The organism is Micromonospora sp. NPDC001898 (genome assembly GCF_042891255.1).
Taxonomy (GTDB): Bacteria; Actinomycetota; Actinomycetes; order Mycobacteriales; family Micromonosporaceae; genus Micromonospora.
The window spans coordinates 578,861-599,747 of record NZ_JBIATC010000002.1 but is presented as its reverse complement, the minus strand read 5'-3'; the positions used below and the strand labels follow the sequence as shown (position 1 = coordinate 599,747).

Sequence of the window (20,887 nt, the reverse complement as noted above, 5' to 3'; positions counted from 1 at the left end):
GCGTGGGCGCGAGCAGCCGGGGTGTGACGACCCGGTTCAGGTTCCAATGTCCGCTGCTGGCGGCGGGAAGAGCAGCACTCGGACCTCGGGCAGCTCGTCGAAGGTGGCCACGATCAGCGGTCGGACCTCGTCCCAACTCAGCCCGCCGTTGCCGCAGCCGAGGGCCGGCACCGCGATTGATTCGATCCGCCGGTCCCGGACGACCCGAACCAGGTCCGCCAAGCCTGTCCGCACGTCGGCGAGCGTCGAGCTGGATCGCCAGTGCCCCTTCGTCGGAAAGTTGACCACATACCGGCGATGGCCCTGCCGGCCCGAGTCGAAGACCAGCGTCCGGCCCAGCTCGACGTTTCCTGCCTTGCATGCCGCTCGGTATACGGCGTAGTTGTCGGGGTAGGAGTGCTTGAACTGAAGGGCGATGCCCTTGCCCATCACACCGACCGTGTTGACCGCGTTGACCAGCGCCTCAACATCGGCGGTGAGTAGATCACCACGACCTACCTCGATCACCTTGCACCTCCTTCGGCCCGAGAAGGTGGTACCAGGCCGGTACGACACCGGCCGGGCGCAGCCGCGGTCAGGGCGTCGGCTCTGGTGCGGTAGGGACGGTGGGTCAGGCTGGGAGGTGATGGTCGTCGGCGGGGGCCCGGGCACCCGCCACCGGAGTGGTGACAGGTGCCCGGGGTGGTGTCGGGTCAGGTCAGGCGGTGCCGCCCGGCTGGACCACTCCGTTGACCTTCAGCGTGTACGGCGCGTACTGGTTGACCTGCTCGGTCGGCTCGTCGTAGGCGACCACGGCGACGACCTTCGGGAACAGGCTGAGCAGGGCCAGCTGCGCCCGGTTCAGCGTCAGGCTCGACTTACCGTCGAACTCGAACTGCGCGGCGACCGAGTGCTTTTCGTCGATGCCGATGAGCCGCAGGTTCCAGTTGTTGACGGTGATCGGCTTGATCTCCGTCGGCGAGTCGAACGGGGCGAGGCTGGTGCCGTCGCTGACCGCCGTGCCGCCGACGGTGATGTCGTCGACCAGCAGACCGCCCTCGTTGACGCCGCCGTCGCTGACGTAGCGGAAGCCGAGCAGGATCGTCTTGCCGGCGTACGCGGACAGGTCGTACGAGTGCGCCTCGAACCCGTCGGTCGTCCCGTTGAGCGCCGGACCGAACGGCCCGTCGATCGTCTTGTCGCCCGGGATGGCGGTGTAGGTCGCGCCGCCGTCGGTGGAGACGGTGACGTAGCCGTAGTCGAAGCCGAACTCCGCGCCGTACTTGGCGGCGAAGCGCAGCGTCGGGTCGGCGGTCGGCACGGCGACCGACGTGACCGCCGCGGAGTCGATGTTGTTGCCGTTCCCGGACCACAGGACCGGGTTGCCGGAGCGGTCCGGGTCGTTCGGCACGACAGTCCACGACAGCGGCAGCGGCGGCAGCGTCTTGGTGCCCGCGAACGACAGCGACCGTAGGTCACGGCCGCGCAGGAGTTGCCCGTCGGCCTTCTGCAGCGGCACGAAGTCGGCCCCGTTCGGCGCCGCCCCGGGGGTGGCGTTGGCGGCCGGGTTGGCCAGGTTGACCGTGGAGCGCAGGCTCGGCGTGGTCACCCGGCTCTTCGGTACGCCGAGCATGATCCCGCGCCGCGAGTCCCCGACGATCTTGTCGACCAGCGTCATCGTCTGGTAGTCGTGGATGACCTGGTACATCTTGTTGATGCCCTTGGCCTTCAGCGCCGCGTCCAGGCTGGCCAGCCCCTGCCGTTCGCCGTCCTTGTGCAGCCGGGAGATGATGTCCGTGCCGTACCGGTCGTACAGGAACTGCATGAACGAGTACGCGTTGCCGTAGTCGGCGAGCACCGCGTTCGGGTTCGGGCTCTCGCCCCACAGGGTGAGCGAGTTCTCCGGGCCGCCGCAGTCCCGCGGGTTGACGTTGTACGGCGTCTGCACCGTGCCGAAGCCCTGGTAGCAGTAGAGGTGGCTGTCGGCTCCCCGGTCGAAGACGGTCGTCGTGGTGTCGACGTAGCCGGTCAGCGTCTGGGCGAAGTCGGCCAGACCCTCGTTGATCCAGTTCCCCTCGAAGGGGTCGGTGTAGTAGTGCGCCAGGTGCTGCCACTCGTGGGCGAAGGTGCCCTCGTAGTTGAAGGGGCGGGCCGGGCGGCTGGTGCACAGGTCGTCGGTGGGCTCGTTCGGCGGGTTCGCCCCGGTGCGGTGGGCCCAGTCGAACGCGTCGACGGTCATGACGTTGCGGTCGAACAACTCGTTGAACTGGGCCGAGAAGAAGCCGGCGATGTACGTCGGGTTGGCCGGGAACTCGTAGTAGTTGTCGTCCCGGACGTTGTCGATCAGGGTGACCGTCTTGTTGCCGCCGCCGGTGTAGTCGCCGCCGTTGCCGTTGGCGTCCGGTCCGAGCAGGGCGTTGGTGCCGTCACGGTCCGGCGGCGTGCTGAACGCGGCCGTCTCCTTCGGGTACATGTTGGTGTCGAACTCGTGGACGAAGCTCGCCACCTGCTCGTCGGTGATCTGCGTCGACGAGGGGATCTGGGTCCGGCAGTCGCCGGCCGGGAAGGCGATGTCGTTGGCGACCCACACCTCGACGTTGTTGCCCGAGCCCCGCAGCGTGTAGTCCTTGCGGTAGAGCTGGCCCTGGATGTCGTCCATCCCGAGCCACTGCCGGACCGTGCCGACCGGCGGCGTCGTCGCGGCGGACGTGGTCTTCGAACGCTCCTGCGCGCGTGGCTGGTACCGGGCCGGCGTCTCGACCTTGCGGCCGTCCAGCGTGAAGTCCTTGCGGGTGAGCTCCCGGGTGTCGCTGGGCTGAGCCTGCTTCGCCGCGGCCTGCGCGGGCGCGGCCGTCGCGGCTGACGCGGGAAGGACGCCCATAAGTGGTAAGACGAGTGTGATGGCTGCTGCACCGGCGATGCGGTTGCGCGCCATGGGCCCCCCTTTGGGATGATGTGAATCCGGTTGACGGGGTCGCCGTCACAATCCACCGGGATGACATCCATGTTTGTATTGGCATTGATTGCCTTTGGCAATCGTCCTACCGCTTGATCCGTCTGCACCGAGTCGGCTCTCCTGCCCCGTGGACGCCGCGTGCTCCCTACCGCAGCCGTGCGGCGGCAAGCCGTGGGTACGGCCGTGTCGGTGCCTGCGGGTAGGGTGCGCAGCACCTGGTGGGAGGGGAGATCGATGCTCGGGCTGGAGGTGCCGCCCGCCGTCGAGGCGGAGCGGGTCATCACGGCCGTGCTGGCCGACCTGCGCTCCGGCGATCACCGGGGCGTGGTCGTCGACTCGCCGCCCGGGGCCGGCAAGTCGACCCTCGTGGTCCGCGCCGCCGTCGAGCTGGCCGCTGCCGACGAGCCGCTGATCATCATCGCGCAGACCAACGAGCAGGTCGACGACCTCATCGACCGGCTCGCCCACAAGGCCCCCGAGCTGCGTATCGGCCGTCTCTCGGCCACCGAGTACAGGCCGACCGACCGGGTGAAGGGGCATGCCACGGTCAAGGTCGCCGCGAAGGTCGCCGATCTCGGCGGGCCGGCTGTCATCATCGGTACGGCGGCCAAGTGGGCCATGGTCACCGACGGTTCCTGGCCGTGGGCGATCGTCGACGAGGCGTACCAGATGCGGTCGGACGCCCTGTTGCGCGTGGCAGGCAGGTTCGAGCGGGCGTTGTTCGTGGGGGATCCGGGGCAGCTCGACCCGTTCTCGACGGTCGAGACCGCGCGGTGGACGGGGCTGACCTGGGATCCGATGCAGTCTGCGGTGGCGGTGCTGCTGCGACACAACCCTGAGCTGCCGGTGTACCGGCTGCCGGTGTCCTGGCGGCTGCCCGCGTCGGCGGCGCCGGTGGTCGCGGCGGCGTTCTACCCGTTCACCGGGTTCCGTGCCGGCACGGGTCGCGACGACCGGGCGCTGGCGTTCACCGAGGCCGGTCCGGGGGACGCCGTCGACGCGGCGGTGGAGCTGGCGGCGTCGTCGGGCTGGGCGCTGTACGAGCTGCCGGAGCGGCACACCCTGCGTACCGATGGGGAGGCTGCCGCCGCGTGCGCCGCGCTGGCGCTGCGGGTGTTGCAGCGGGGAGCGGTCGCCGTCTCCGAGCACGCGCCGGCCGGCGCGCCGGTCGCCGCCGACCGGATCGCCGTCGGGGCCGCGCACCGCGACCAGGTCGCGGCCATCCGCGCGCACCTCGGCGAGGCCGGGGCGGGCATCACGGTGGACACCGCCAACCGGCTCCAGGGCCGCGAGTACGACGTGACGATCGTGTTGCACCCGCTTTCCGGGCGGCGGGACGCGACGGCGTTCCACCTGGAGTCGGGGCGGCTGTGCGTGCTGACGTCCCGGCACCGGCACGCGTGCGTGGTGGTGGCGCGGGCGGGGATCGCGGAGCTGCTGGACGCCCACCCGTCGACCGAGCGGGTGCACCTCAACGTCCCGGTGAAGTTCCCCGACGGCTGGGAGGCCCACCAGCATCTGCTGGCCAGGCTGTCTGACCCGATGGTCAAGGGCTGACCGGGGATTTCGTCGCTCCGCTCAGCCCAGCCCGACGCCGCGACACGCCAGTCGGGCTTCGAACGCTGGAAGGATGCGTGACGGAGCGACCAGCGTGAACGAGGGGCGGAGCGATGAGCGATCGCGCTGGCTGGACCGAGGCATGACCCAGTCGGCGGTGGCCCGCTTCGAGGCTGGCGGAACGGTGCCGACCCCGATGGTGCTCGAACGGCTGGCCAGGGCTTTGAACATGGGACTGGACGTCACGTTCGCTCCTCGGGCGGACGCGGCCTGATCTCTACTTCGGAGACTCTGGCCCCGTGCCCATGACGGCGGCCCGTGCCGGCGCTCTCCCGCGCCCCTGGCGCCGAGCCGGCCGAGCGGGGCGACAGCGCGTTCGCCTGTCGGGCGATGCGCTGACCGTGGCGCTGGGCCGCCACCGGCCCGGTCAGGACTTCAACCTGTGCGGGTCGCTGCTGGGACGCGGCGCGACGCTGAGAGACCGAGGGGGCTACTCCGGCCCATCAACGTCGCCGTGACGAGCCAGACCGTGTTTGCGCCGGTGCCGCAGGCGAGCGCGTACTGATCGGCGTCGGAGCAAGTGCTTGACCGTTCAACTTTCCCAGTGGTAACTTCAATCGATAAACTTCTCTTGGAGAGGAAAATCGTGCTACTGAAATCCATTGCCCTTTCTCTATCAGTCGCAGGTCTGATGATGGCCGCCCCCGCTGCATCGGCGTCGGCTTCCGTGCCATCAGATGAGGCATGGCCACCCGGGAACTGCCCGCAGGGCAAGTTCTGCGTCTGGCCCAACTGGGCGTACCCGGCGCCCGCACCCGTGGAGACTCCGTCTCTTGCGACTGCCAGCGAGTGGACCGGCAGTGTCCCGGGGCTGACCTACTACAATTACACGTCCCGGAACGTCGACATGACGCATTCCTACACGTTCCCCGACGGTGAGGTCAGGGTCAGCACGAACTGCATTCCCCCGGGCGGCAACATCTTCTATATTCCGCAGACCGTGACGAAGCTGCGTTGGCACCAGGGCTCCTGCTGAGTCTTCAGCGCGCCTCTTTCACGAGAACCTTCGACCCGGAATGCGCCTACCGAAGTGCCGGAGACGAACAGATTCGGGTCTGGGGACATCTCATCGCTGCGACACAGGCCGAGCACTTCGCTGCGCGCCGCGAGAGACTTCACCGATTCGCTGCTGATCGGCACCACCAACCATCCCCGCCGCCACAACTATCAGTTCGCACACGAGGTGCTGGGGCGCAGGCCGGTGGGCGCCTGAGTACAGCCGCCCACCGGCTGCGGCGCCAAGGCGCGCAGTAGGACGTCGAAAGTTGGGGCATGTTCCCAGTTGGGCCGCAGTTTGTTGACCGGCTGCCAGCCCCAGGACCGGTAGGCGGTTTGGGCGGGTGCGTTGTCCGGGTCGGCAAGGAGGGTGGCCCGTTTCTCGGCCCGGCCTCCGAGGAGCTCGTCGTGCAGGGCCCTGGCGATGCCCCGGCGTCGCCACCCGGGGGACACCATGAGTTCGCTGATGGCGAACGTGCGCTTGCCGTCCTCATCGGTGAACCCGGTGGGGGCAGGTTCCTGCATGCCTGTCCACCAGCCGGTCTCGGCGGGCAGCGGGAATCCGTAGATGTATCCGACCAACTCTTCGTCGGTCGTGGCGGTCACCAGGTCCCATCCGTCTCTCTGCATGTGCCCGGCGAGCTGGCGACGGTAGCGGTCCTCGCTGTGGAACTCGTTTCCGTCCGCGTACACCTTCAGGTAGAGGCCGACGAGCTGATCAACTAGCCCCGCCGCCTGCGCGGCGGTGTGGTGGCGGAGCTTCATGTTCTCCATCATCGGGACACCGCCTCGTCGTAGGCGTCGACGAACTCGCGGGTGGCGGTCGTCGACCGTTGCGGCTGTCCCAGGCTCGACCGGACCTGCGCGAGGTGACGGCTCACCCGCCCGGAACTCACCTGGCCCGTGGCGGGCAGCACGCTCATGGCGATCTGCGCCGCCTCATCGAGGCTGCCCTGTCGGCATTCCGCATCGGCAAGTTGCACCGTGTAGTAGATCCGGTTGCGCCGAAGTGCGGGGGAAGGGTTCCCCGCGATCGTGCGGAAGGCTCGGGCCGCGCGTTCGGGTCGGCCCAGGGCGAGGTACGACAGCCCTTCGATGCCCCTGAGCTCCTGCGGGGTTACGAAGTGAAGGAACGGCATGTCGTCCTCAGTCGTTCCGCGGTCAAACTCGCGGTGGGCCTTGGCCATCGCTCGGCTGAAGCTGCTCATGTCCTTCATCGTGGCGTAGGTGTGGGCGGCCCGCAGGTGCAGCAGGGTCGCCAGTCGAGGGGTTCCCCAGCCGACGGAGGACCGCAGAGCGGCATCGGCGCTCTGTAGCGATTCGCCGGGGTGATCGTCCCGAATCAGCAGGGAGAGGCAGGCAAGGGCGCGGACTTCCATGCGCGGGTCGTCGGCGATGCGGGCCCGGGTGATCGCCTCGTTGAGGTACGCCCTTGAGGTCGACCGCCGATCAGCGTCGATCGTGAGCCAGGCGGTTTCGATGGCGAGGTCCGCCAGCGCGGTTTGCAGGGCGTCGCCGACTTCTCGGCTGTAGGTGGCCTTGGTGGCCCAGGTCGACAGGTGGGCGTGGACTCGGACGGCGATGTCGCAGAGCTGATCGGCCCCGGCGGCCGCGTCGGCGCGGCGGAACTCTTCGACCAGAGAGCTGGCGAAGCGCACCTGCTCCATGCCGATGCTTCTGGGTGCGTCGGTCGGTGTGGCGAGCAGGTCGAGGGAGCCGGTCGCGGCGATGCCCGCCAGGGCGGCCAGGGCGTGGAACTGTCGGCGGTCCGTGATGTCACCTCCTTCATCCGATGCCGTGGTCACGGCATCCGCCAGGGCTGGTGGGGTCGCCAGTCCGGCTGTTTCCTGGGAGCCGGCCTGCTGGTGGCCCGGCTGCTCCTCGTCTGCTTCCGGCCCGAAGTGACAGGGCTGGTTGGGTAGGGCGAACCACAGACGCTTGGCCGGTATTCGCAAAACCTGTGCCCAGTGGGTCAGCCGGTCCAGGTGGACTATCGGTGAGCCGTTTTCGACTCGGCTGAGCTGCGCCTGCGTTATTCCGAGCCACCCGGCGACCGCGCTCTGGGGCAGTGGGTTCCGCCCGTGGTACGGGTGGCAGCGGTAGGCCCGGATCACCCGCCCGAGATGCCGCGCGGCCAACGCTCGCCGTACCGGCTGGTGTTCCCAGAAGTTGGCCGGCACCACCGGCGGTCGGCTCAATCGGTCCCGCTCGGCGGCCTGGCACGGTGTGCACCGCCCGCTGTCGTTGTCGCGGGCCAGCCGGCCACCGCAGCGGGGGCAGTTCGCGTGTGTCACGGGAAACCTCGCCATTCGCGGGTGGCTTTGTCCGTAGCGCCTCGTCGAGCCTATCCATTTAAATCCGCTCCGTGGAGGACCGGTATACGTACCGCGCATACCGGTGAGACTGCCGCCGGCATGCCACACAGGCGTAGCCGTTCCGATCCGGAGATATGTCCCTTGTGCGGGGCGATGCTTCGAGTGGAGTCCTGGGGCCACGGATGAAGGCCGAGACGTCGCACCGCGCTTCCCCCGCCATGATCCCTGAGCACTCGGCGGCATACGCACCGTTCATGCTCATGAATTGATCGTCGTCATGGCGCGCGGGGCCTCGCCCGGCAGGCTGCTTCACATGGCCCGGGGCGGGTGCTGGCTCCGGGGACGAGTCCTCCCCCGACGCGTCCCCGCTCCCGCCCGCCCCGGTGCCATACCACCGATCAATCGGGGCCCTCCCTCCACCGAATCCGAGGACGAGGGCCCTCCTTCCAGCAGGGAGCGTGAGTGTGGCGTACTCGGACGAGGTCGTGCGGGAGGCCGTGTGGCAATGGCTGCGGCTGGTCGCGGCGGACGCGGAGCTGGAGTCGTACCTGGTCGGGGTCGATCTGGGCCGGCTCGCCGACCACCTGGCGGCCGCCCTCGGCGCGGCGCTCGACGGGCGCGCGGTGGCGGATGCCTGGCCGGGGCTCGGGTTGGGGGAGGAGCAGCACCGGCGGCTGGTCGACTACCTCGCCGGGGCGCTCTGGGCCCTCGACGTGCCGCAGGCCGCCATCGCTGCCGCCCGCGCCGTCTTCGCCGGAGAGGCACGTCCAACCGGGACCGCCGGGGAGGTACGCCCAACGGGGACCGCCGGGGAGGGACGCACAGCCGGGACCGTCGGGAAGGCACATCCAACCGGGGCCGGCCGGTGAGCGGCGTCGACCTCGCCGCCTCCTGGGCGGTCACCGTCGCCGGCATCGACCGGGCCGCCGACCACTTCTGGTGCACGCTCGCCGACCGGATGCCCGCCCTGCTGCCCGAACGCGACGCGCCCCTGTTCCTGGCAGCCCTCGGCCAGTTCGCCACCGGCGACGACGACCGCGCCGGACGGGCCGCGCTGCTGACCGTCCTCGGCCGGGCCTGGCGCGACTGTCAGCTCGGCCCGCACCACCAGGCGCTGGTCGGCGAGGCCCTGGTCGCCACGGTGGCCCGCCACGCGCACCCACAGTGGACGACCGCGCTGGCCGCCGCCTGGGAGCAGGCCGCCCGCCGCACGCTGACCGCCGTCCGGCACGCCGCCGACCGCGTCGGCGACGGCCCGGCCTGGTGGCCGGTCGAGGTGCTCGACCACGACCGGCCCTCCGGGGGCGTCGCCATTCTCACCGTACGTCCCTGGCGGCGGCTGCCGTTCCGCCCCGGCCAGGCCCTCCCGGTCAGCGTGCCCGGCCTGCCCGGCCGGTGGCGCTGGTACTCGCCCGCCAACGCGCCCCGCCCGGACGGCACGATCGAGTTGCACGTCCGCGCCGCCGGCGCCGTCTCCCGCGTCCTCGTCGACCGGGTACGCCCCGGCGGGCCGCTCTGGCTGGGCCCGCCCCGGGGCGCCGGCCTCACGCTCGCCCCCGACTCGACCGCCGACCTGCTTCTCGCCGCCGGGGGCACCGGCCTCGCCCCGCTGCGCGCCCTGGTTGAGCAGGTCGCCGCCGAGCAGGCGACCAGGGGCGGCCGGCGGGTGACCCTGGTCGTCGGCGTCCGCGCCTTCGCCGACCTGTACGACCCGATCAGCCTCGACAAGCTCCAGGTCGCCCACGACTGGCTGACTGTCGTGCCCGCGTTCTCCCACGACGAGCACGCCGAGCCCGACGAGCGGGGCGACGCCCTGACCGTCGCGCTGCGGCACCATCGGCCGGGCCAGGAGGTGTACGCCTGCGGTCCGCCCGCGATGGTGGCCGGCGCGCGGCTGCGGCTGCTCGCCGCCGGGGTGCCCGCCGCCCGCATCCACCTGCCCGACGACTGCGACCGCTGACCCGAACCCCGCTCCGCCCAGGGGGAAGCCACGAAGGGTCCACACGCGATGATCGACGGGTCAGCGGTCCGGCGATGTGACGCCTACGCTGTGTGGGGGCGCCGGCCGCCCGGGAACCTCCGGTGGGCCGGAGCCTCTCCTGGCCGCACGAACGATGAGGATTCCCGTGGGTTCCGCAACCCCTCAGGACGACCACACCGCTCGGCTCTCCGACCGTTTCGACACCAGCGTGCCCCACCCCGCCCGGCGCTACAACTACTGGCTCGGCGGCAAGGACAACTTCGCCGTGGACCGGGAGTCCGGCGACCGGATCGCGGCCGCGTACCCGGCGATCCGCACCCTCGCCCGGGAGAACCGGGCCTTCCTCCAGCGGGCGGTGCGGTACCTGGCCGCCGAGGCCGGCGTCCGGCAGTTCCTCGACATCGGCACCGGCATCCCGACGGCCGACAACACCCACGAGGTGGCCCAGGCCGTGGCCCCCGAGTCGCGCGTTCTGTACGCCGACAACGATCCGATGGTGCTGGCCCACGCGCGGGCGCTGCTGACCAGTTCCCCCGCCGGCACGACGGCGTACCTGGACGCCGACCTGCGCGACCCGGAGCGCATCCTGGCCGCCGACGAGCTGCACCGCACGTTGGACCTGTCCCGGCCGGTGGCGCTGCTCCTGGTCGCGGTCGCGCACTTCCTGACCGACGCCGACCGGCCGTACGAGGTGGTCGGCCGGCTGGTCGAGGCGCTGCCGTCGGGCAGCTACCTGGTGCTGAGCCACGTCACCATCGACCTCATGCCCGCCGAGGTCGTCGAGCGGATGCGCGTCGAGCTGGCGGCGCGCACGGTCGAACGGGATGCCGTCCCCCGGTCCCGGGCGGAGTTCGCCCGGTTCTTCGACGGCCTTGACCTGGTCGAGCCGGGCGTCGTCCCGGTGACGCAGTGGCGTGCCGAGGTGCCCGAGTCCGAGCGCCCGCCGCTGGCCGAGGCGTCGATCTACGGCGCGGTCGCACGCAAGCTCTGACCTCCGGCGCGCTCCGCCGTGCGCCCGCCGTGCCGTTGCCATCCGCCGCCGCGGTTCCGGTGGGCATGGTCGCGCTGCTTTCGCATGCCTCGATCGGTGTGAGATCGTCGGTGTCGATGCGTGGCCATCTCGGCACAGGGGGTGATCGGCATGGGGATCGCTGGTGGGCCGTCCGAGTGGTCGGTGCGGAAGTTCGGGCCAACCCTCGCGGCGTCTTTGCGCCGGGAGATCCCGGCTGCCCTGCATCGTGCGGTCGAGCTGGCCCGAGGCGCTCGGGAGGCGTCCGAACTGGACACCGACCACGCCTTCGGGCCGGTGCGCTGGAAGCAGCAGTACGAGGTGCTGCACGAGCACCTGCGCGAGCTGCCTGACGTGACGGACGTTCATCCTCCCGGCGCGCAGGTGCGGGTGACCATCTGCCGCGACCACCTCCTGTTGCCGTGGCGGTACGCCAAGCGCGCCGACGTGGACATTCGGGACGCCCGCCCCGGCCGTGACCTCAGCCGGCTGATCCGGGACCTGTTGGTGCTCTTCGGGCCGGAACCCAGCCACGAGGAGGTGCCCCTGCCGATGATGCCCCGCAGCCCCGAGGAGGCCCGCGACCGTGAGCCCCTGCGGGAGATCGTGGCGCAGTTCGCCGCCCGGCCCGAGGTGGTACTCGTCGGGTTCGCCTGCAACTCCGACGCGGGCCTGCTCCGCGTGTCCTGGGGTGAGGCGGCACTGATCCGCGACAACGAGCTGGAATGGGGCCACGTCGAGGACCTGCCGTTGCCTGTCGGCCAGTACCCGCGCCGGCCTGCGGGATGAGGGCGATGGCGTACGCCGGAAGCGCCGACCGGCTCGACTTTCGGGCGACGATGGCGAACCTGGTCGAGACGCTGGAGGTGCGGCCCCCGGCCCGCCGAGCCGACTGACCGGTATCGGCCTTTTCGCCGGGCGGCGGGTGGTGGCTCAGCTGGCGTACTGGTCGCCGAACTCGCGGACGCCGCCGACGTCGAGGGTGATCCGGCTGTTGTCGATCCGCGCCCCGGTCGCGGCCCGCCAGCTCGGGTCGTCGCGCTCGTCGATGTCGCTCCAGTTGGGCCGGTGGAGGCGGAGCTGGATCAGCCCGGTCGACGCGCCGGGGGCGAGCACCCCTTCGGTGAAGGTCAGCTCCACCCAGCCGGGTGCCGGCGTGCCCGGCAGCGGGTAGCGGGTCGGCGTTGGCACCGGCGTCGGGCTGGGCGAACTGCCCGGGGGCGGAGGCGGGGGCGCGGGCGGGATGAAGAAGAAGAGTTGACGCCGGATCCGGTCGCAGCCCAGCTCCGCCCAGTCGCACTCGGCCACCAGCGAGGTGTTGCCGCCCTCGAAGAGCATGTGGTACCGCACCCGCACGGAGGTGAGGCTCAGCGGCTGCGTACCGGTGTTGGTGATCAGCAGGTCGAACTGGGCCTGGTTGTCCGTCGGCGACCAGTCGCGGTTGAGGTAGCTGACCTTCGCCTTCCCGTACACGGTGCGCAGGCTGGCGGCGGCCGAGGGGATGGAGTAGCCGCCGATCGCGTACGCCTGGATCGCGATCCGGTAATCGGTGCCCGGTGCCAGGTCGGTCAGCGTGATGCTGGAGGTGTCCACGTCACCCAGGCCCCGGTACGTGTGGGGACCCAGCGGCATCATCACCTGGTATCTGATCGGACCCGCGCCCTCCGGCTCGTCCACCCAGGACGAGGGTGTCCACGACAGGGTGAGCCGGTGGGGCTCGTCGACGACCACGACGGGCACGCCCGGGGTGGTCAGCGCCGGGGTGTCGTCCGCCTGGGCGGCGGTGACGGCGAGCAGGCTCAGCAGCGCGGCGACGGCGGCTGTGGCGATGACACGACGGGCATGCATGATATCGATGCTAGAGGCTCCATTGGTAAGCATCAATGTGCGTTCGGCCGGATCCTCGATGCCGAGACCGTACCCACACCCGCCGACGCGGCGGGTTGTCGGTGCTGTGCGCTTGACTGTGCGCACCGAGCACTGAGGAGGCCGCATGGGCGGGACGTCGGCGGGGGTGCGGATCGAGCGGTGGGCCGAGGACGACTTCGACCTGTTGCGTCGGCTCAACATCCACGAGGTCCGGGCGCACACCGGGGGCCCGGAGACCGAGGAACAGGTCGTCGCCCGGCACGCCCGCTACGTGGCCGGCCCCGGCCCGGGCAGCGGGAACATGTTCACCGTCGTGCTGCCCGAGCGGGTCAAGGTCGGCAGCGTCGGCTACTGGGAACGGGTCTGGAACGGCGAGCCGGTGTACGAGATGGGCTGGGCGATCCTGCCCGCGTACCAGGGGCGCGGGCTGGCCACCGCGGCGGTGCGCGAGGCGCTGGCCCTGGCCCGCGCCGAGCGGACCCACCGGCACGCCCACGCGTACCCCTCGGTGGGCAACCCGCCGTCGAACGCCGTCTGCCGCAAGGCCGGCTTCGTGCTGCTCGGCGAGACCGACTTCGAGTACCCGCCGGGCCGGTGGATGCGCTGCAACGACTGGCGCATCGCGCTCACCGGCTGACCGCCCCGTCGGCCGGAGCCGCCCCACGCCGCAGTCCGGTGCCGCTACCAGGGCAGGACGCCGTACCCGCCTTCGCCGTTGGCGAGGTGGCCCCGGAGGACGCCGCTCTACGTCGCCGCTCCGGGCTCGCCGACGGAAGCCGCATGAATCTGATGGAGACGGGGAGTGTCCGGCCGGAAACGGCGCGCGACGTGAGCGAGTTCGTCGGGATGATGCGACAGCTCAAGGAGCTGCCCGGGTGCACCCTCCGGGAGTTGGAGCAGCGTGCGGTCGCCCGGGAGAAGCGGGCCCCCGCCGGCCGTGGAGGCGGTGACGAGGGCCCCGACGCGTCCGCTCAGTCGGGGATGCGGTCGAAGGTGTCCGGGTTCGGCCCCTGCCGGCCCGCCTCGCCCTTGTCCAGGCTGCTGATCCGGGCCATCGTCGCGTCGTCCAGCTCGAAGTCGAAGATCCGGAAGTTCTCCTCGATCCGGCTCTGGGTGGCCGACTTGGGGAAGACGATGTCGCCGCGCTGCACGTGCCAGCGCAGCACGACCTGGGCCACGGTCCGGCCGACCTGCCCGGCGATGTCGAGCAGGGTCGGGTCGTCGAGCACCTTGCCCTGCGCGATCGGCGACCACGCCTCGGTACGGATGTCGTGCGCGCTGCCGTACGCGCGCACCTCCTCGTTGCCCAGGTACGGGTGCACCTCGATCTGGTTGACGGCCGGCGTCACGTCCGCCTCGGCGGCGAGCCGCTCCAGGTGCGGCACCTGGAAGTTCGACACCCCGATGGAACGGGCCCGGCCGTCGCGCCGGAACTCCTCCAGGACCTTCCAGGTGGAGATGAAGTCGCCGTCGTAGCGGGTGGGCAGCGGCCAGTGGATCAGGAACAGGTCGATGTGGTCCATCTTCAGCGCCGCCAGCGTGGAGTCGAACGCCCGGCGGGCGTCGTCCGGGCGGTGGAAGGCGTTGTTCAGCTTGCTGGTGACGAAGACCTCGCCCCGGTCCAGGCCGGAGGCGCGGACCGCCTGGCCCACCTCGGCCTCGTTGCCGTACATCTCGGCGGTGTCGATGTGCCGGTAGCCGATTTCCAGGGCCCGGCCGACGGCCTCGGCGGTGTCCTTCGGCTCGATCTGGAACACCCCGAAGCCGAGCTGCGGGATGGTATTGCCGTCGTTGAGCGTGATGTCGGGAATCGTGTTCGCCATTCGGCCGCCTCTTCCAATCGTCCGGGGCCGGCCGGCGCGGGAGCGCTTTTCCGCCCGCCGACCGGTCCGGCCGTGCCACCCGATTCTCGTACCCCTTCCGGCCGCTTCCTCACGGTCCGGGGCGGGTGATGTGCGACAACCGGGTGGCTCCGGCGGCCCGACGCGGGTGGTGCCGGCGAGGGTCAGCCCCAGATCGCGGCGGCCCACTCCGGGTGGTCGATGAACGGGTTGCGGTTGCCCTGCCAGCGGTCGTAGATGACCTGGTTGCGGCGCTTCTCGAAGGCGTCCGGCGGGTCGAGCTGGTTCCAGGAGAGCAGCACCGACAGCTTGCCCAGGTACGGCGCGCTGCCGTTGGACACGGAGTTGTTCATCTCCAGGTTCGCCCAGCCGTCGCCGCCCTCGTACCGGATCGCCATGTACATGATCATGCGAGCCACGTCGCCCTTGACGGCGTTGCGCGGCTCGAACGAGTCGGAGTCGGTGTAGCAGCCGGCGGCCTCCGAGACGGCGCTGCCGCCGTTGTCGAAGTCCTTGTTGCCGCGCGTCGAGTTGACCGAGACGTCCTCGGGGCGCAGGTGGTGCACGTCGGTGCCCGGCCCGGTGGCGGTGCCGAAGTTCCCGTGCGACTTGGCCCAGACGTGCTCCCGGTTCCAGTCGTTGACCCCGCCGCCGTTGGTGGTCTTGCTCTGCGACCGGCCGGTGTAGAGCAGCAGCACGTTGTTGGCGTTCGCCGGGTCCTGGTCGGTGTCCTTCAACGCGTCCCACACCTGTTCGTAGCTGAGCTTCGTCTGCGGGCTGATGATGGTGTGCAGCGAGTTGCGCAGCGCGGTGCCCGTCTTGCCGACGGCGTTGGCGTAGTACGTCGAGTCGTACGGGCCGCCGGTCGGGCTGGGCGTCGGGGTGGGCGTGGCGGTGGGGGTGGCGGTCGGCGTCGGGGTGGGCGTCGGGCCGGGGGTGGCGCCGCCGAGGCTCATCGCGGTCGGGTTCTTCAGCCCGCCGTGGCTGAAGTACGCGGTCAGCGCCCCGGTGGTGGTGATCTGCCTGCCCCGCAGCCCCGGGTTGGTCAGCAGCCCGAAGCCGCTTCGGTACGCGGCGGTCACCTGGACGTAGAGCATCCTGCTCGTGCTGGTCTCGGCGGTGGTGTCGGCGATGGCGATCGCCGTGTCCGCCGTGTAGCCGGACGTGATCACCGTGGACGTCGCGGTCGGCTGGCCGATGACGTACCCGGTGACGGTGGCCACGCGGCCGTCCTGGGCGGCCAGCGCCTGAGCGACGGTCAGCGAGGCAGCCGCCGACGCGGAGGTGCTCGCCACGACGGGTGTCACCAGTGCCACGGTCAGTGCGAACGCCGTGATCAGCCGCCCGGGAAGCGAGCGGGTGACGCTCTTTGTATTCATGGTCAGCGATGTTAACGGCGGAGGCGTGAACTCCGGGAGAGCGCCGGGGAACTTTACGGGGGTGAATCTGCCGATCGGGGTTCGAACAGCACCGGCCAGGGGCGCAGGGCAGGGGTGAGCGGGTCGGTCGACCGCGTCGGCTCCGCGTCGGCCAGCACCTCGGCGGCCAACTCCCCGAACACCGGCGCGGCGGGGTGGCCGGCGCGCTGCGGCCAGGCCGCCGAGGTGCGCTTCACCAGCGGCGACCCCGCGACCGGCCGCCAGGCGATGCGCGGCTCCCGGCGGACCGTCGTCGCCGGCTCGACGGCCACCGCCCCGCCGGCCAGCACCAACCCGAACAGGAACTCCGGGTTCCGGGCCGGCCGCACCCGCCGGGGCGTGAAGCCGTGCCGCCGGCACACGTCCAGGACGTGGTCGTGCCACTGGGGTGCGGTCGTCCGGGGCGCGGCGATCAGGTCCAGGCCGGCCAGCGTCGCCAGCTCGACCTCCCGGGGCCGCGCCAGCGGCGACGCGCGGGGCAGCACCACCCCCAGCGGTACGGCCACCGCCGGCCCGAACCGCAGCCCGTCGGCGCTGACCGGGTGGTGCACCAGCCCCACGTCCAGCCGCCGCTGCGCGAGCATCCGGACCTGCTCGGCGCTGGTCAGCTCGTGCAGGTCGACGTCCAGGCCGGGGGCCCGCGCGGCGAGCCGGTCCAGCAGTTCACGCAGCGTCACCGCTGGGGTCTCCGGCGGCACCCCGGCCCGCAGTACCCCGAGCGTCCCGGCCCGGACCTGGCGCATCAGGTTGCGCGCCCGCTGCTCGGCGGCGAGCAGCTCGTCGGCCTCGCCGAGCAGGAGTTGACCGGCGGTGGTCAACCGCACCTGCCGGCGGGACCGGTCGAACAGCTCGACCGTCAGCTCCCGCTCCAACCGCTGGATCGACTGGCTCAGTGGCGGCTGCGCCATGCCCAGCGTCTCGGCCGCCCGGCCGAAGTGCAGCTCACGGGCGACCACCACGAAGTGCCGCAGGTGCCGGAGCAGGTCCACGGCCGCCGACCCTACGCCAGCGACCCGACCGGCGGGGCGGGGAACCGGGGCGGCGACGGCCGGGGCGGCCCCGTCCGCGCGCCGCAGGCGGTGGGCCGACGTCCGGGCCTCGCCCGCCGGTACGGTGCCGGGGTGACGGTGGGGGAGCGGATCGCGGACGTCTTCGGCCGAGCCGGGGTGGCCGCCAGCCTGCACGTGGTCGACGTCGACGACGACCCGGAACGGGCGGGCGGCGACGACGACCCGGAACGGGCGGGCGGACCGGTCCGCGAGGTGGCGGTGCGCGCCGACGAGCAGGTGGTCATCGCGTCGGTCTTCAAGATCCTGCTGGTGCTGGAGTTCGCCCGGCAGGCCAGCGTCGGGCAGCTCGACCCGACCGAGCGGGTGCTGGTCCGGGCGGCGGACCGGCTCGGCGGCTGGGGGGTGGCCGGCTGCGCCGACGACGCCGAGGTGTCGCTGCGCGACCTGGCGTACTTCGCCATGTCGGTCAGCGACAACACGGCCGCCGACCTGCTGCTGCGCCGGGTCGGCCGGGATGTGCTGCCGATGCTCGCCGCCGAGCTGGGGCTGCCGCGCACCCGGATCGTCGGCGGGCCCCGAGAGCTGGTGGAGACGATGCTCGCCGACGTGGGGGCCCGCACCGAGGCGGAGTTCGCCCGGATTTTTCCCACCCTCTCCGACGAGCGGGTCCGGGCCATGCGGGTGCTCGACCCCGCGCACACCACGTCGAGCACCGCCCGGGAGATGACCCGGCTGCTCGGCCTGATCTGGCGAGACGAGGCCGGCCCGGCGCCGGCCTGCGCGACGGTCCGGGAGTTGATGGACCGGCAGCTCTTCTGGACCCGGCTCGCCTCCGGCTTCCCGCCCGGCGTGCGGGTCCGCGCCAAGACCGGCACCCTGCCCGGCCTGCACCTGGAGGCCGGGGTCGCCGAGTACCCCGACGGTCGCCGGTACGCGATGGCGGTGTTCGCCCGCACCGAACGGCTGGCGACCCGCCGCATCGACGTGGACCTGGCCATGGGCGAGGCGGCGCGGATCGCCGTCGAGGCCCTGCGGGACGGCTGATTTCCCGGCCCGTCGCCGCCGGGCAGGGGCGCTGGGCTGGGCCGATACCCGATCGCGTATCGGCCGTGCGTGCCGTCGATCTTGGACGCGGCCGGGGCTGCGGTGGTGAGGTCGAGTGGTCCCACCCGCACGACCTGACGGGGAGAACCCACCATGCCCGAGAACCACCTCGACCGCCGCCGCCTGCTGCGCGACGCCGCCGCCGGAGCCGCCCTGGTCACCGTCGGCGGCCTCGCCGCCACCGGACCGGCAGCCCCGGCCCGGGCCGCCGCGCCCGCCCCGGCCCCCGCCCCCCGCCGCCCCGGAGCCGTCAGCTTCCGCTGGTGGGGCACCTCGGGCTGGCGGATCGACATCGGCGACCGGACGGTGCTGGTCGACCCGTACCTGAGCCGGTACGACACCGGGCTGTTCACCGGGAGGTTCAACCAGGAGACGCCGCTCACCGTCGCCGAGGACGTCCTCGACCGGTACGTCGACCGGGCCAGCACGATCCTGGTCACCCACACCCACTGGGACCACTTCAACGACGTGCCCCGGATCGCCCAGCGCACCGGCGCCCGGGTGTTCGGCACGCTCACCGCGTACCACCTCGGGCTGGCGTACGGGCTGCCGGTCGGGCAGCTCAGCCCGGTCAAGGGCGGGGAGGTGCTCCACTTCGGCGACCACACCGTCGAGGTGGTCGGCTCGCTGCACAGCCGCAACGCGTCGTATTCGATGGCCTTTCCCGGGGTGCGGGTGGCCCCGCCGGCCCGGCCCGAGACGATCGCCGACCTGCCGGAGGGGGACACCCTCGCCTACCAGGTGCGGATCGCCGGCGGCCCGGCGGTGTTCCTCATGGGCGCCAGCGACTTCGTCGAGCGCGACCTCGCCGGGCTAGCCCCGGACGTGGCGATGGTCGCCCTCCAGTCCAGCACCGCCACCGCCGACTACGTGGCCAGGCTGATGGCCGCGCTCGACCACCCGAAGATCGTGGTGCCGGTGCACTGGGACAACTTCGAGACGCCGTTGGTCAACCCGCCGACGGTCGCGCCGGCCGACCGCGAACGGCTCGACGCGCTGGTCGCGGCGGTGCGCGCGGCGTCCCCGCGGACCCGGGTGCTGGTGCCGGAGTACGGCACGGCGTACCGCTTCTGACAGCCGCCCCGGCCGGGACCGTCGGTGCTAGAGTCTGGCCGGCTCGGCGCGTCCTTGGGGGGAGGAACTGCGATGGTGGGAGCCTTCCGCGACACCCTGTCCCAGTTGCTCAAGGCCCGTGTCCCGATGCTCCAGGTCTGCTCGTACGAGGAGCAGCGGGTGCTCGGCGAGATCGCCGCCGTCGCGCACGACGTCGCCCTGGTCCGGACCCCGCGCGGGGTCTGGACCTGGTCGGCGACCCGGGGCCTGGTGCCGCCCGACGGCAACCGGCGGCAGGGCACCACCGATCCGGTGGCCGCCCTCGACGCGGCGCGGCGGATCGACGAGCCGGCCCTGGTCGTCCTCGCCGACCTGCACCCCGCGTTCGGTGCCGGTGGCCGGCCCGTCGACCCCGGGGTGGTGCGCCGGCTGCGCGAGCTGGCCGTCGCCTACCGCAGTGGCCCCGTGCCGCGCACCCTGGTGCTGTTGTCCCCGGTGCCGGACCTCCCGATCGAGCTGACCAAAGACGTCACGGTGGTCGACTTCCCGCTGCCCACCGAGCCGGAGATCCGCGCGGTGCTGGAGGGGATCATCGCCGCCAACGCGGCGACCGGGCGCATCCGCATCGACCTGGACGAGCGGGGCCGGGAACGGCTGGCCAAGGCGGCCCTCGGCCTGACCCTGCACGAGGCGGAGAACGCGTTCGCCCGGGCCATGGTGGACGACGGCGTGCTCGACGCCCGCGACCTGCGGCTCGTACACGAGGAGAAGCGGCAGGCCGTCCGGCGCAGCGGGCTGCTGGAGTTCCTCGACGACCCGGTGCCGCTCGCCGACGTCGGCGGGTTGGAGAACCTCAAGCGCTGGCTGGCCAAGCGGGACGGCTCCTGGCTCGCCGAGGCCGCCGCGTACGGGCTGCCCGCCCCACGCGGCGTCCTGATCACCGGCGTCCCCGGCTGCGGAAAGTCGCTGACCGCGAAGGCGGTCGCCGCCGCCTGGGGGCTGCCGCTGCTGCGGCTGGACATCGGCAAGGTCTTCGCCGGGCTGGTCGGCTCCAGCGAGCAGAACATGCGTGAGGCGATCCGGGTCGCCGAGGCGACCGCGCCCTGCGTGCTCTGGCTGGACGAGATCGAGAAGGGCTTCGCCGGCGGCGTGGGCGGCGACTCGGGCACCTCCGCCCGGGTCTTCGGCTCGTTCCTGACCTGGATGCAGGAGAAGACCCGGCCGGTCTTCGTCATCGCCACCGCCAACGACTTCGCCGCCCTCCCGCCGGAGCTGCTGCGCAAGGGACGCTTCGACGAGATCTTCTTCGTCGACCTGCCGACCCGGGCCGAACGCGCCTCGATTTGGAGCCTGCACATCGCCCGCCGGCTGCGACACCCGGCCGTGGCCGGGGAGCTGACCGTCGACTCGGGACTGCTGGCCGAGCTGTCCGGGCTCAGCGACGGATACTCCGGCGCGGAGATCGAGCAGGCCGTCGTCGCCGGGCTCGTCGACGCGTACGCGGAGCGTCGGCCGCTGCGCCGCGACGACCTGTTGCGTGCACTCGTCAACATGGTTCCGTTGAGTGTCACCCAGGCCGAGCGGATCACCGCCGTGCGGAGCTGGGCGGAACACCGGGCGGTCGCCGCGACCGCCGCCGAGGACTGGGACCTCGACCCCCGTCCGTCGGGTGGCCCGGGGCTGCCGGGCGGCGGGCACGGGGGCCGGGCAGTGGAGTTCTGATGCCGGTCCCCGCCCCC

General features: G+C 71.8%; 19 protein-coding genes. 11 read left to right on the top strand and 8 right to left on the bottom strand.

All coding sequences use genetic code 11. The features are described from left to right. Positions 1-36: 36 nt before the first annotated feature. Positions 37-507, bottom strand: a complete 471-nt coding sequence (locus ACFYZF_RS07365) for a macro domain-containing protein (RefSeq protein WP_387016886.1) — start codon at positions 505-507, stop codon at positions 37-39. A gap of 190 nt (positions 508-697) precedes the next feature. After that, complete coding sequence (locus ACFYZF_RS07360; protein WP_387016885.1) at positions 698-2,860, bottom strand: choice-of-anchor J domain-containing protein; 2,163 nt, start codon at positions 2,858-2,860, stop codon at positions 698-700. Positions 2,861-3,169: 309 nt separating this feature from the next. Between ACFYZF_RS07360 and ACFYZF_RS07355 the strand changes: the two genes are divergently transcribed. The 3 genes from ACFYZF_RS07355 (at position 3,170) to ACFYZF_RS07345 (ending at position 5,528) form a co-directional block, all read left to right on the top strand. Continuing rightward, positions 3,170-4,492 carry an AAA domain-containing protein gene (locus ACFYZF_RS07355; protein ID WP_387017128.1) on the top strand — a complete coding sequence of 441 codons (1,323 nt, stop codon included), beginning with the start codon at positions 3,170-3,172 and terminating at the stop codon, positions 4,490-4,492. Between the two features lie 73 nt (positions 4,493-4,565). Further along, a complete protein-coding gene (locus ACFYZF_RS07350) occupies positions 4,566-4,766 on the top strand; it encodes a helix-turn-helix domain-containing protein (protein WP_387016884.1) in 201 nt (66 codons plus the stop codon). A 633-nt stretch (positions 4,767-5,399) separates the two neighbouring features. Then, on the top strand, positions 5,400-5,528 hold the full coding sequence (locus ACFYZF_RS07345) for a hypothetical protein (protein ID WP_387016882.1): 129 nt from the start codon (positions 5,400-5,402) through the stop codon (positions 5,526-5,528). A 191-nt stretch (positions 5,529-5,719) separates the two neighbouring features. Here the strand turns inward: ACFYZF_RS07345 and ACFYZF_RS07340 are convergent, their stop codons facing one another. Beyond that, positions 5,720-6,325 (bottom strand): GNAT family N-acetyltransferase, encoded by a 606-nt coding sequence (locus tag ACFYZF_RS07340; protein WP_387016880.1) that lies wholly within the window; start codon positions 6,323-6,325, stop codon positions 5,720-5,722. Next, entirely contained in the window at positions 6,322-7,731 is a 1,410-nt protein-coding gene (locus ACFYZF_RS07335; protein WP_387016878.1) for a helix-turn-helix domain-containing protein, read from the bottom strand. The genes ACFYZF_RS07340 and ACFYZF_RS07335 overlap by 4 nt, the downstream gene beginning before the upstream one ends. 596 nt (positions 7,732-8,327) lie before the next feature. Here ACFYZF_RS07335 and ACFYZF_RS07330 point away from each other — a divergent pair. The 4 genes from ACFYZF_RS07330 to ACFYZF_RS07315 all read left to right on the top strand — a co-directional run bounded on the left by ACFYZF_RS07330 (position 8,328) and on the right by ACFYZF_RS07315 (position 11,642). Continuing rightward, positions 8,328-8,732, top strand: coding sequence for a globin (locus ACFYZF_RS07330; protein WP_387016877.1), 405 nt, complete (start codon positions 8,328-8,330; stop codon positions 8,730-8,732). Next, entirely contained in the window at positions 8,729-9,823 is a 1,095-nt protein-coding gene (locus ACFYZF_RS07325; RefSeq protein ID WP_387016876.1) for an FAD-binding oxidoreductase, read from the top strand. The genes ACFYZF_RS07330 and ACFYZF_RS07325 overlap by 4 nt, the downstream gene beginning before the upstream one ends. A 154-nt stretch (positions 9,824-9,977) precedes the next feature. Beyond that, positions 9,978-10,835: an SAM-dependent methyltransferase gene (locus tag ACFYZF_RS07320; protein ID WP_387016874.1), complete on the top strand. Its 858-nt coding sequence runs from the start codon at positions 9,978-9,980 to the stop codon at positions 10,833-10,835. Positions 10,836-10,985: 150 nt separating this feature from the next. After that, positions 10,986-11,642, top strand: coding sequence for a hypothetical protein (locus ACFYZF_RS07315; RefSeq protein WP_387016872.1), 657 nt, complete (start codon positions 10,986-10,988; stop codon positions 11,640-11,642). Positions 11,643-11,786: 144 nt separating this feature from the next. On the opposite strand, the gene ACFYZF_RS07310 is transcribed toward ACFYZF_RS07315, so the two are convergent. Beyond that, on the bottom strand, positions 11,787-12,701 hold the full coding sequence (locus tag ACFYZF_RS07310) for a cellulose binding domain-containing protein (RefSeq protein WP_387016870.1): 915 nt from the start codon (positions 12,699-12,701) through the stop codon (positions 11,787-11,789). 145 nt (positions 12,702-12,846) lie between these two features. Here ACFYZF_RS07310 and ACFYZF_RS07305 point away from each other — a divergent pair, with 145 nt between their 5' ends. Next, complete coding sequence (locus tag ACFYZF_RS07305; RefSeq protein WP_387016868.1) at positions 12,847-13,359, top strand: GNAT family N-acetyltransferase; 513 nt, start codon at positions 12,847-12,849, stop codon at positions 13,357-13,359. Between the two features lie 334 nt (positions 13,360-13,693). On the opposite strand, the gene ACFYZF_RS07300 is transcribed toward ACFYZF_RS07305, so the two are convergent. The 3 genes from ACFYZF_RS07300 to ACFYZF_RS07290 all read right to left on the bottom strand — a co-directional run bounded on the left by ACFYZF_RS07300 (position 13,694) and on the right by ACFYZF_RS07290 (position 16,970). Beyond that, complete coding sequence (locus ACFYZF_RS07300) at positions 13,694-14,545, bottom strand: aldo/keto reductase (RefSeq protein WP_387016866.1); 852 nt, start codon at positions 14,543-14,545, stop codon at positions 13,694-13,696. A gap of 182 nt (positions 14,546-14,727) precedes the next feature. Beyond that, complete coding sequence (locus ACFYZF_RS07295) at positions 14,728-15,942, bottom strand: endonuclease (RefSeq protein WP_387016865.1); 1,215 nt, start codon at positions 15,940-15,942, stop codon at positions 14,728-14,730. Positions 15,943-15,995: 53 nt separating this feature from the next. Further along, positions 15,996-16,970, bottom strand: a complete 975-nt coding sequence (locus ACFYZF_RS07290; protein ID WP_387016863.1) for a LysR family transcriptional regulator — start codon at positions 16,968-16,970, stop codon at positions 15,996-15,998. Between ACFYZF_RS07290 and ACFYZF_RS07285 the strand changes: the two genes are divergently transcribed. The 3 genes from ACFYZF_RS07285 to ACFYZF_RS07275 all read left to right on the top strand — a co-directional run bounded on the left by ACFYZF_RS07285 (position 16,953) and on the right by ACFYZF_RS07275 (position 20,870). Next, positions 16,953-18,035: a serine hydrolase gene (locus tag ACFYZF_RS07285; RefSeq protein WP_387016862.1), complete on the top strand. Its 1,083-nt coding sequence runs from the start codon at positions 16,953-16,955 to the stop codon at positions 18,033-18,035. The two genes, ACFYZF_RS07290 and ACFYZF_RS07285, sit on opposite strands and share 18 nt — an antisense overlap. 153 nt (positions 18,036-18,188) lie before the next feature. Continuing rightward, complete coding sequence (locus tag ACFYZF_RS07280; protein ID WP_387016860.1) at positions 18,189-19,169, top strand: MBL fold metallo-hydrolase; 981 nt, start codon at positions 18,189-18,191, stop codon at positions 19,167-19,169. Between the two features lie 72 nt (positions 19,170-19,241). Beyond that, positions 19,242-20,870: an AAA family ATPase gene (locus tag ACFYZF_RS07275; RefSeq protein WP_387016858.1), complete on the top strand. Its 1,629-nt coding sequence runs from the start codon at positions 19,242-19,244 to the stop codon at positions 20,868-20,870. The last annotated feature ends 17 nt before the right edge of the window (positions 20,871-20,887 follow it).

Bases quoted from the DNA above. Each gene is read 5' to 3' on its own strand.
- ACFYZF_RS07345 (WP_387016882.1), top strand. From the start codon at position 5,400: ATGACGCATTCCTACACGTTCCCCGACGGTGAGGTCAGGGTCAGCACG.
- ACFYZF_RS07280 (WP_387016860.1), top strand. From the start codon at position 18,189: ATGCCCGAGAACCACCTCGACCGCCGCCGCCTGCTGCGCGACGCCGCC.
- ACFYZF_RS07275 (WP_387016858.1), top strand. From the start codon at position 19,242: ATGGTGGGAGCCTTCCGCGACACCCTGTCCCAGTTGCTCAAGGCCCGT.
- ACFYZF_RS07355 (WP_387017128.1), top strand. From the start codon at position 3,170: ATGCTCGGGCTGGAGGTGCCGCCCGCCGTCGAGGCGGAGCGGGTCATC.
- ACFYZF_RS07315 (WP_387016872.1), top strand. From the start codon at position 10,986: ATGGGGATCGCTGGTGGGCCGTCCGAGTGGTCGGTGCGGAAGTTCGGG.
- ACFYZF_RS07350 (WP_387016884.1), top strand. From the start codon at position 4,566: ATGCGTGACGGAGCGACCAGCGTGAACGAGGGGCGGAGCGATGAGCGA.
- ACFYZF_RS07340 (WP_387016880.1), bottom strand. From the start codon at position 6,325: ATGATGGAGAACATGAAGCTCCGCCACCACACCGCCGCGCAGGCGGCG.
- ACFYZF_RS07300 (WP_387016866.1), bottom strand. From the start codon at position 14,545: ATGGCGAACACGATTCCCGACATCACGCTCAACGACGGCAATACCATC.
- ACFYZF_RS07360 (WP_387016885.1), bottom strand. From the start codon at position 2,860: ATGGGCGTCCTTCCCGCGTCAGCCGCGACGGCCGCGCCCGCGCAGGCC.
- ACFYZF_RS07310 (WP_387016870.1), bottom strand. From the start codon at position 12,701: ATGCATGCCCGTCGTGTCATCGCCACAGCCGCCGTCGCCGCGCTGCTG.
- ACFYZF_RS07295 (WP_387016865.1), bottom strand. From the start codon at position 15,942: ATGAATACAAAGAGCGTCACCCGCTCGCTTCCCGGGCGGCTGATCACG.
- ACFYZF_RS07320 (WP_387016874.1), top strand. From the start codon at position 9,978: ATGAGGATTCCCGTGGGTTCCGCAACCCCTCAGGACGACCACACCGCT.
- ACFYZF_RS07305 (WP_387016868.1), top strand. From the start codon at position 12,847: ATGGGCGGGACGTCGGCGGGGGTGCGGATCGAGCGGTGGGCCGAGGAC.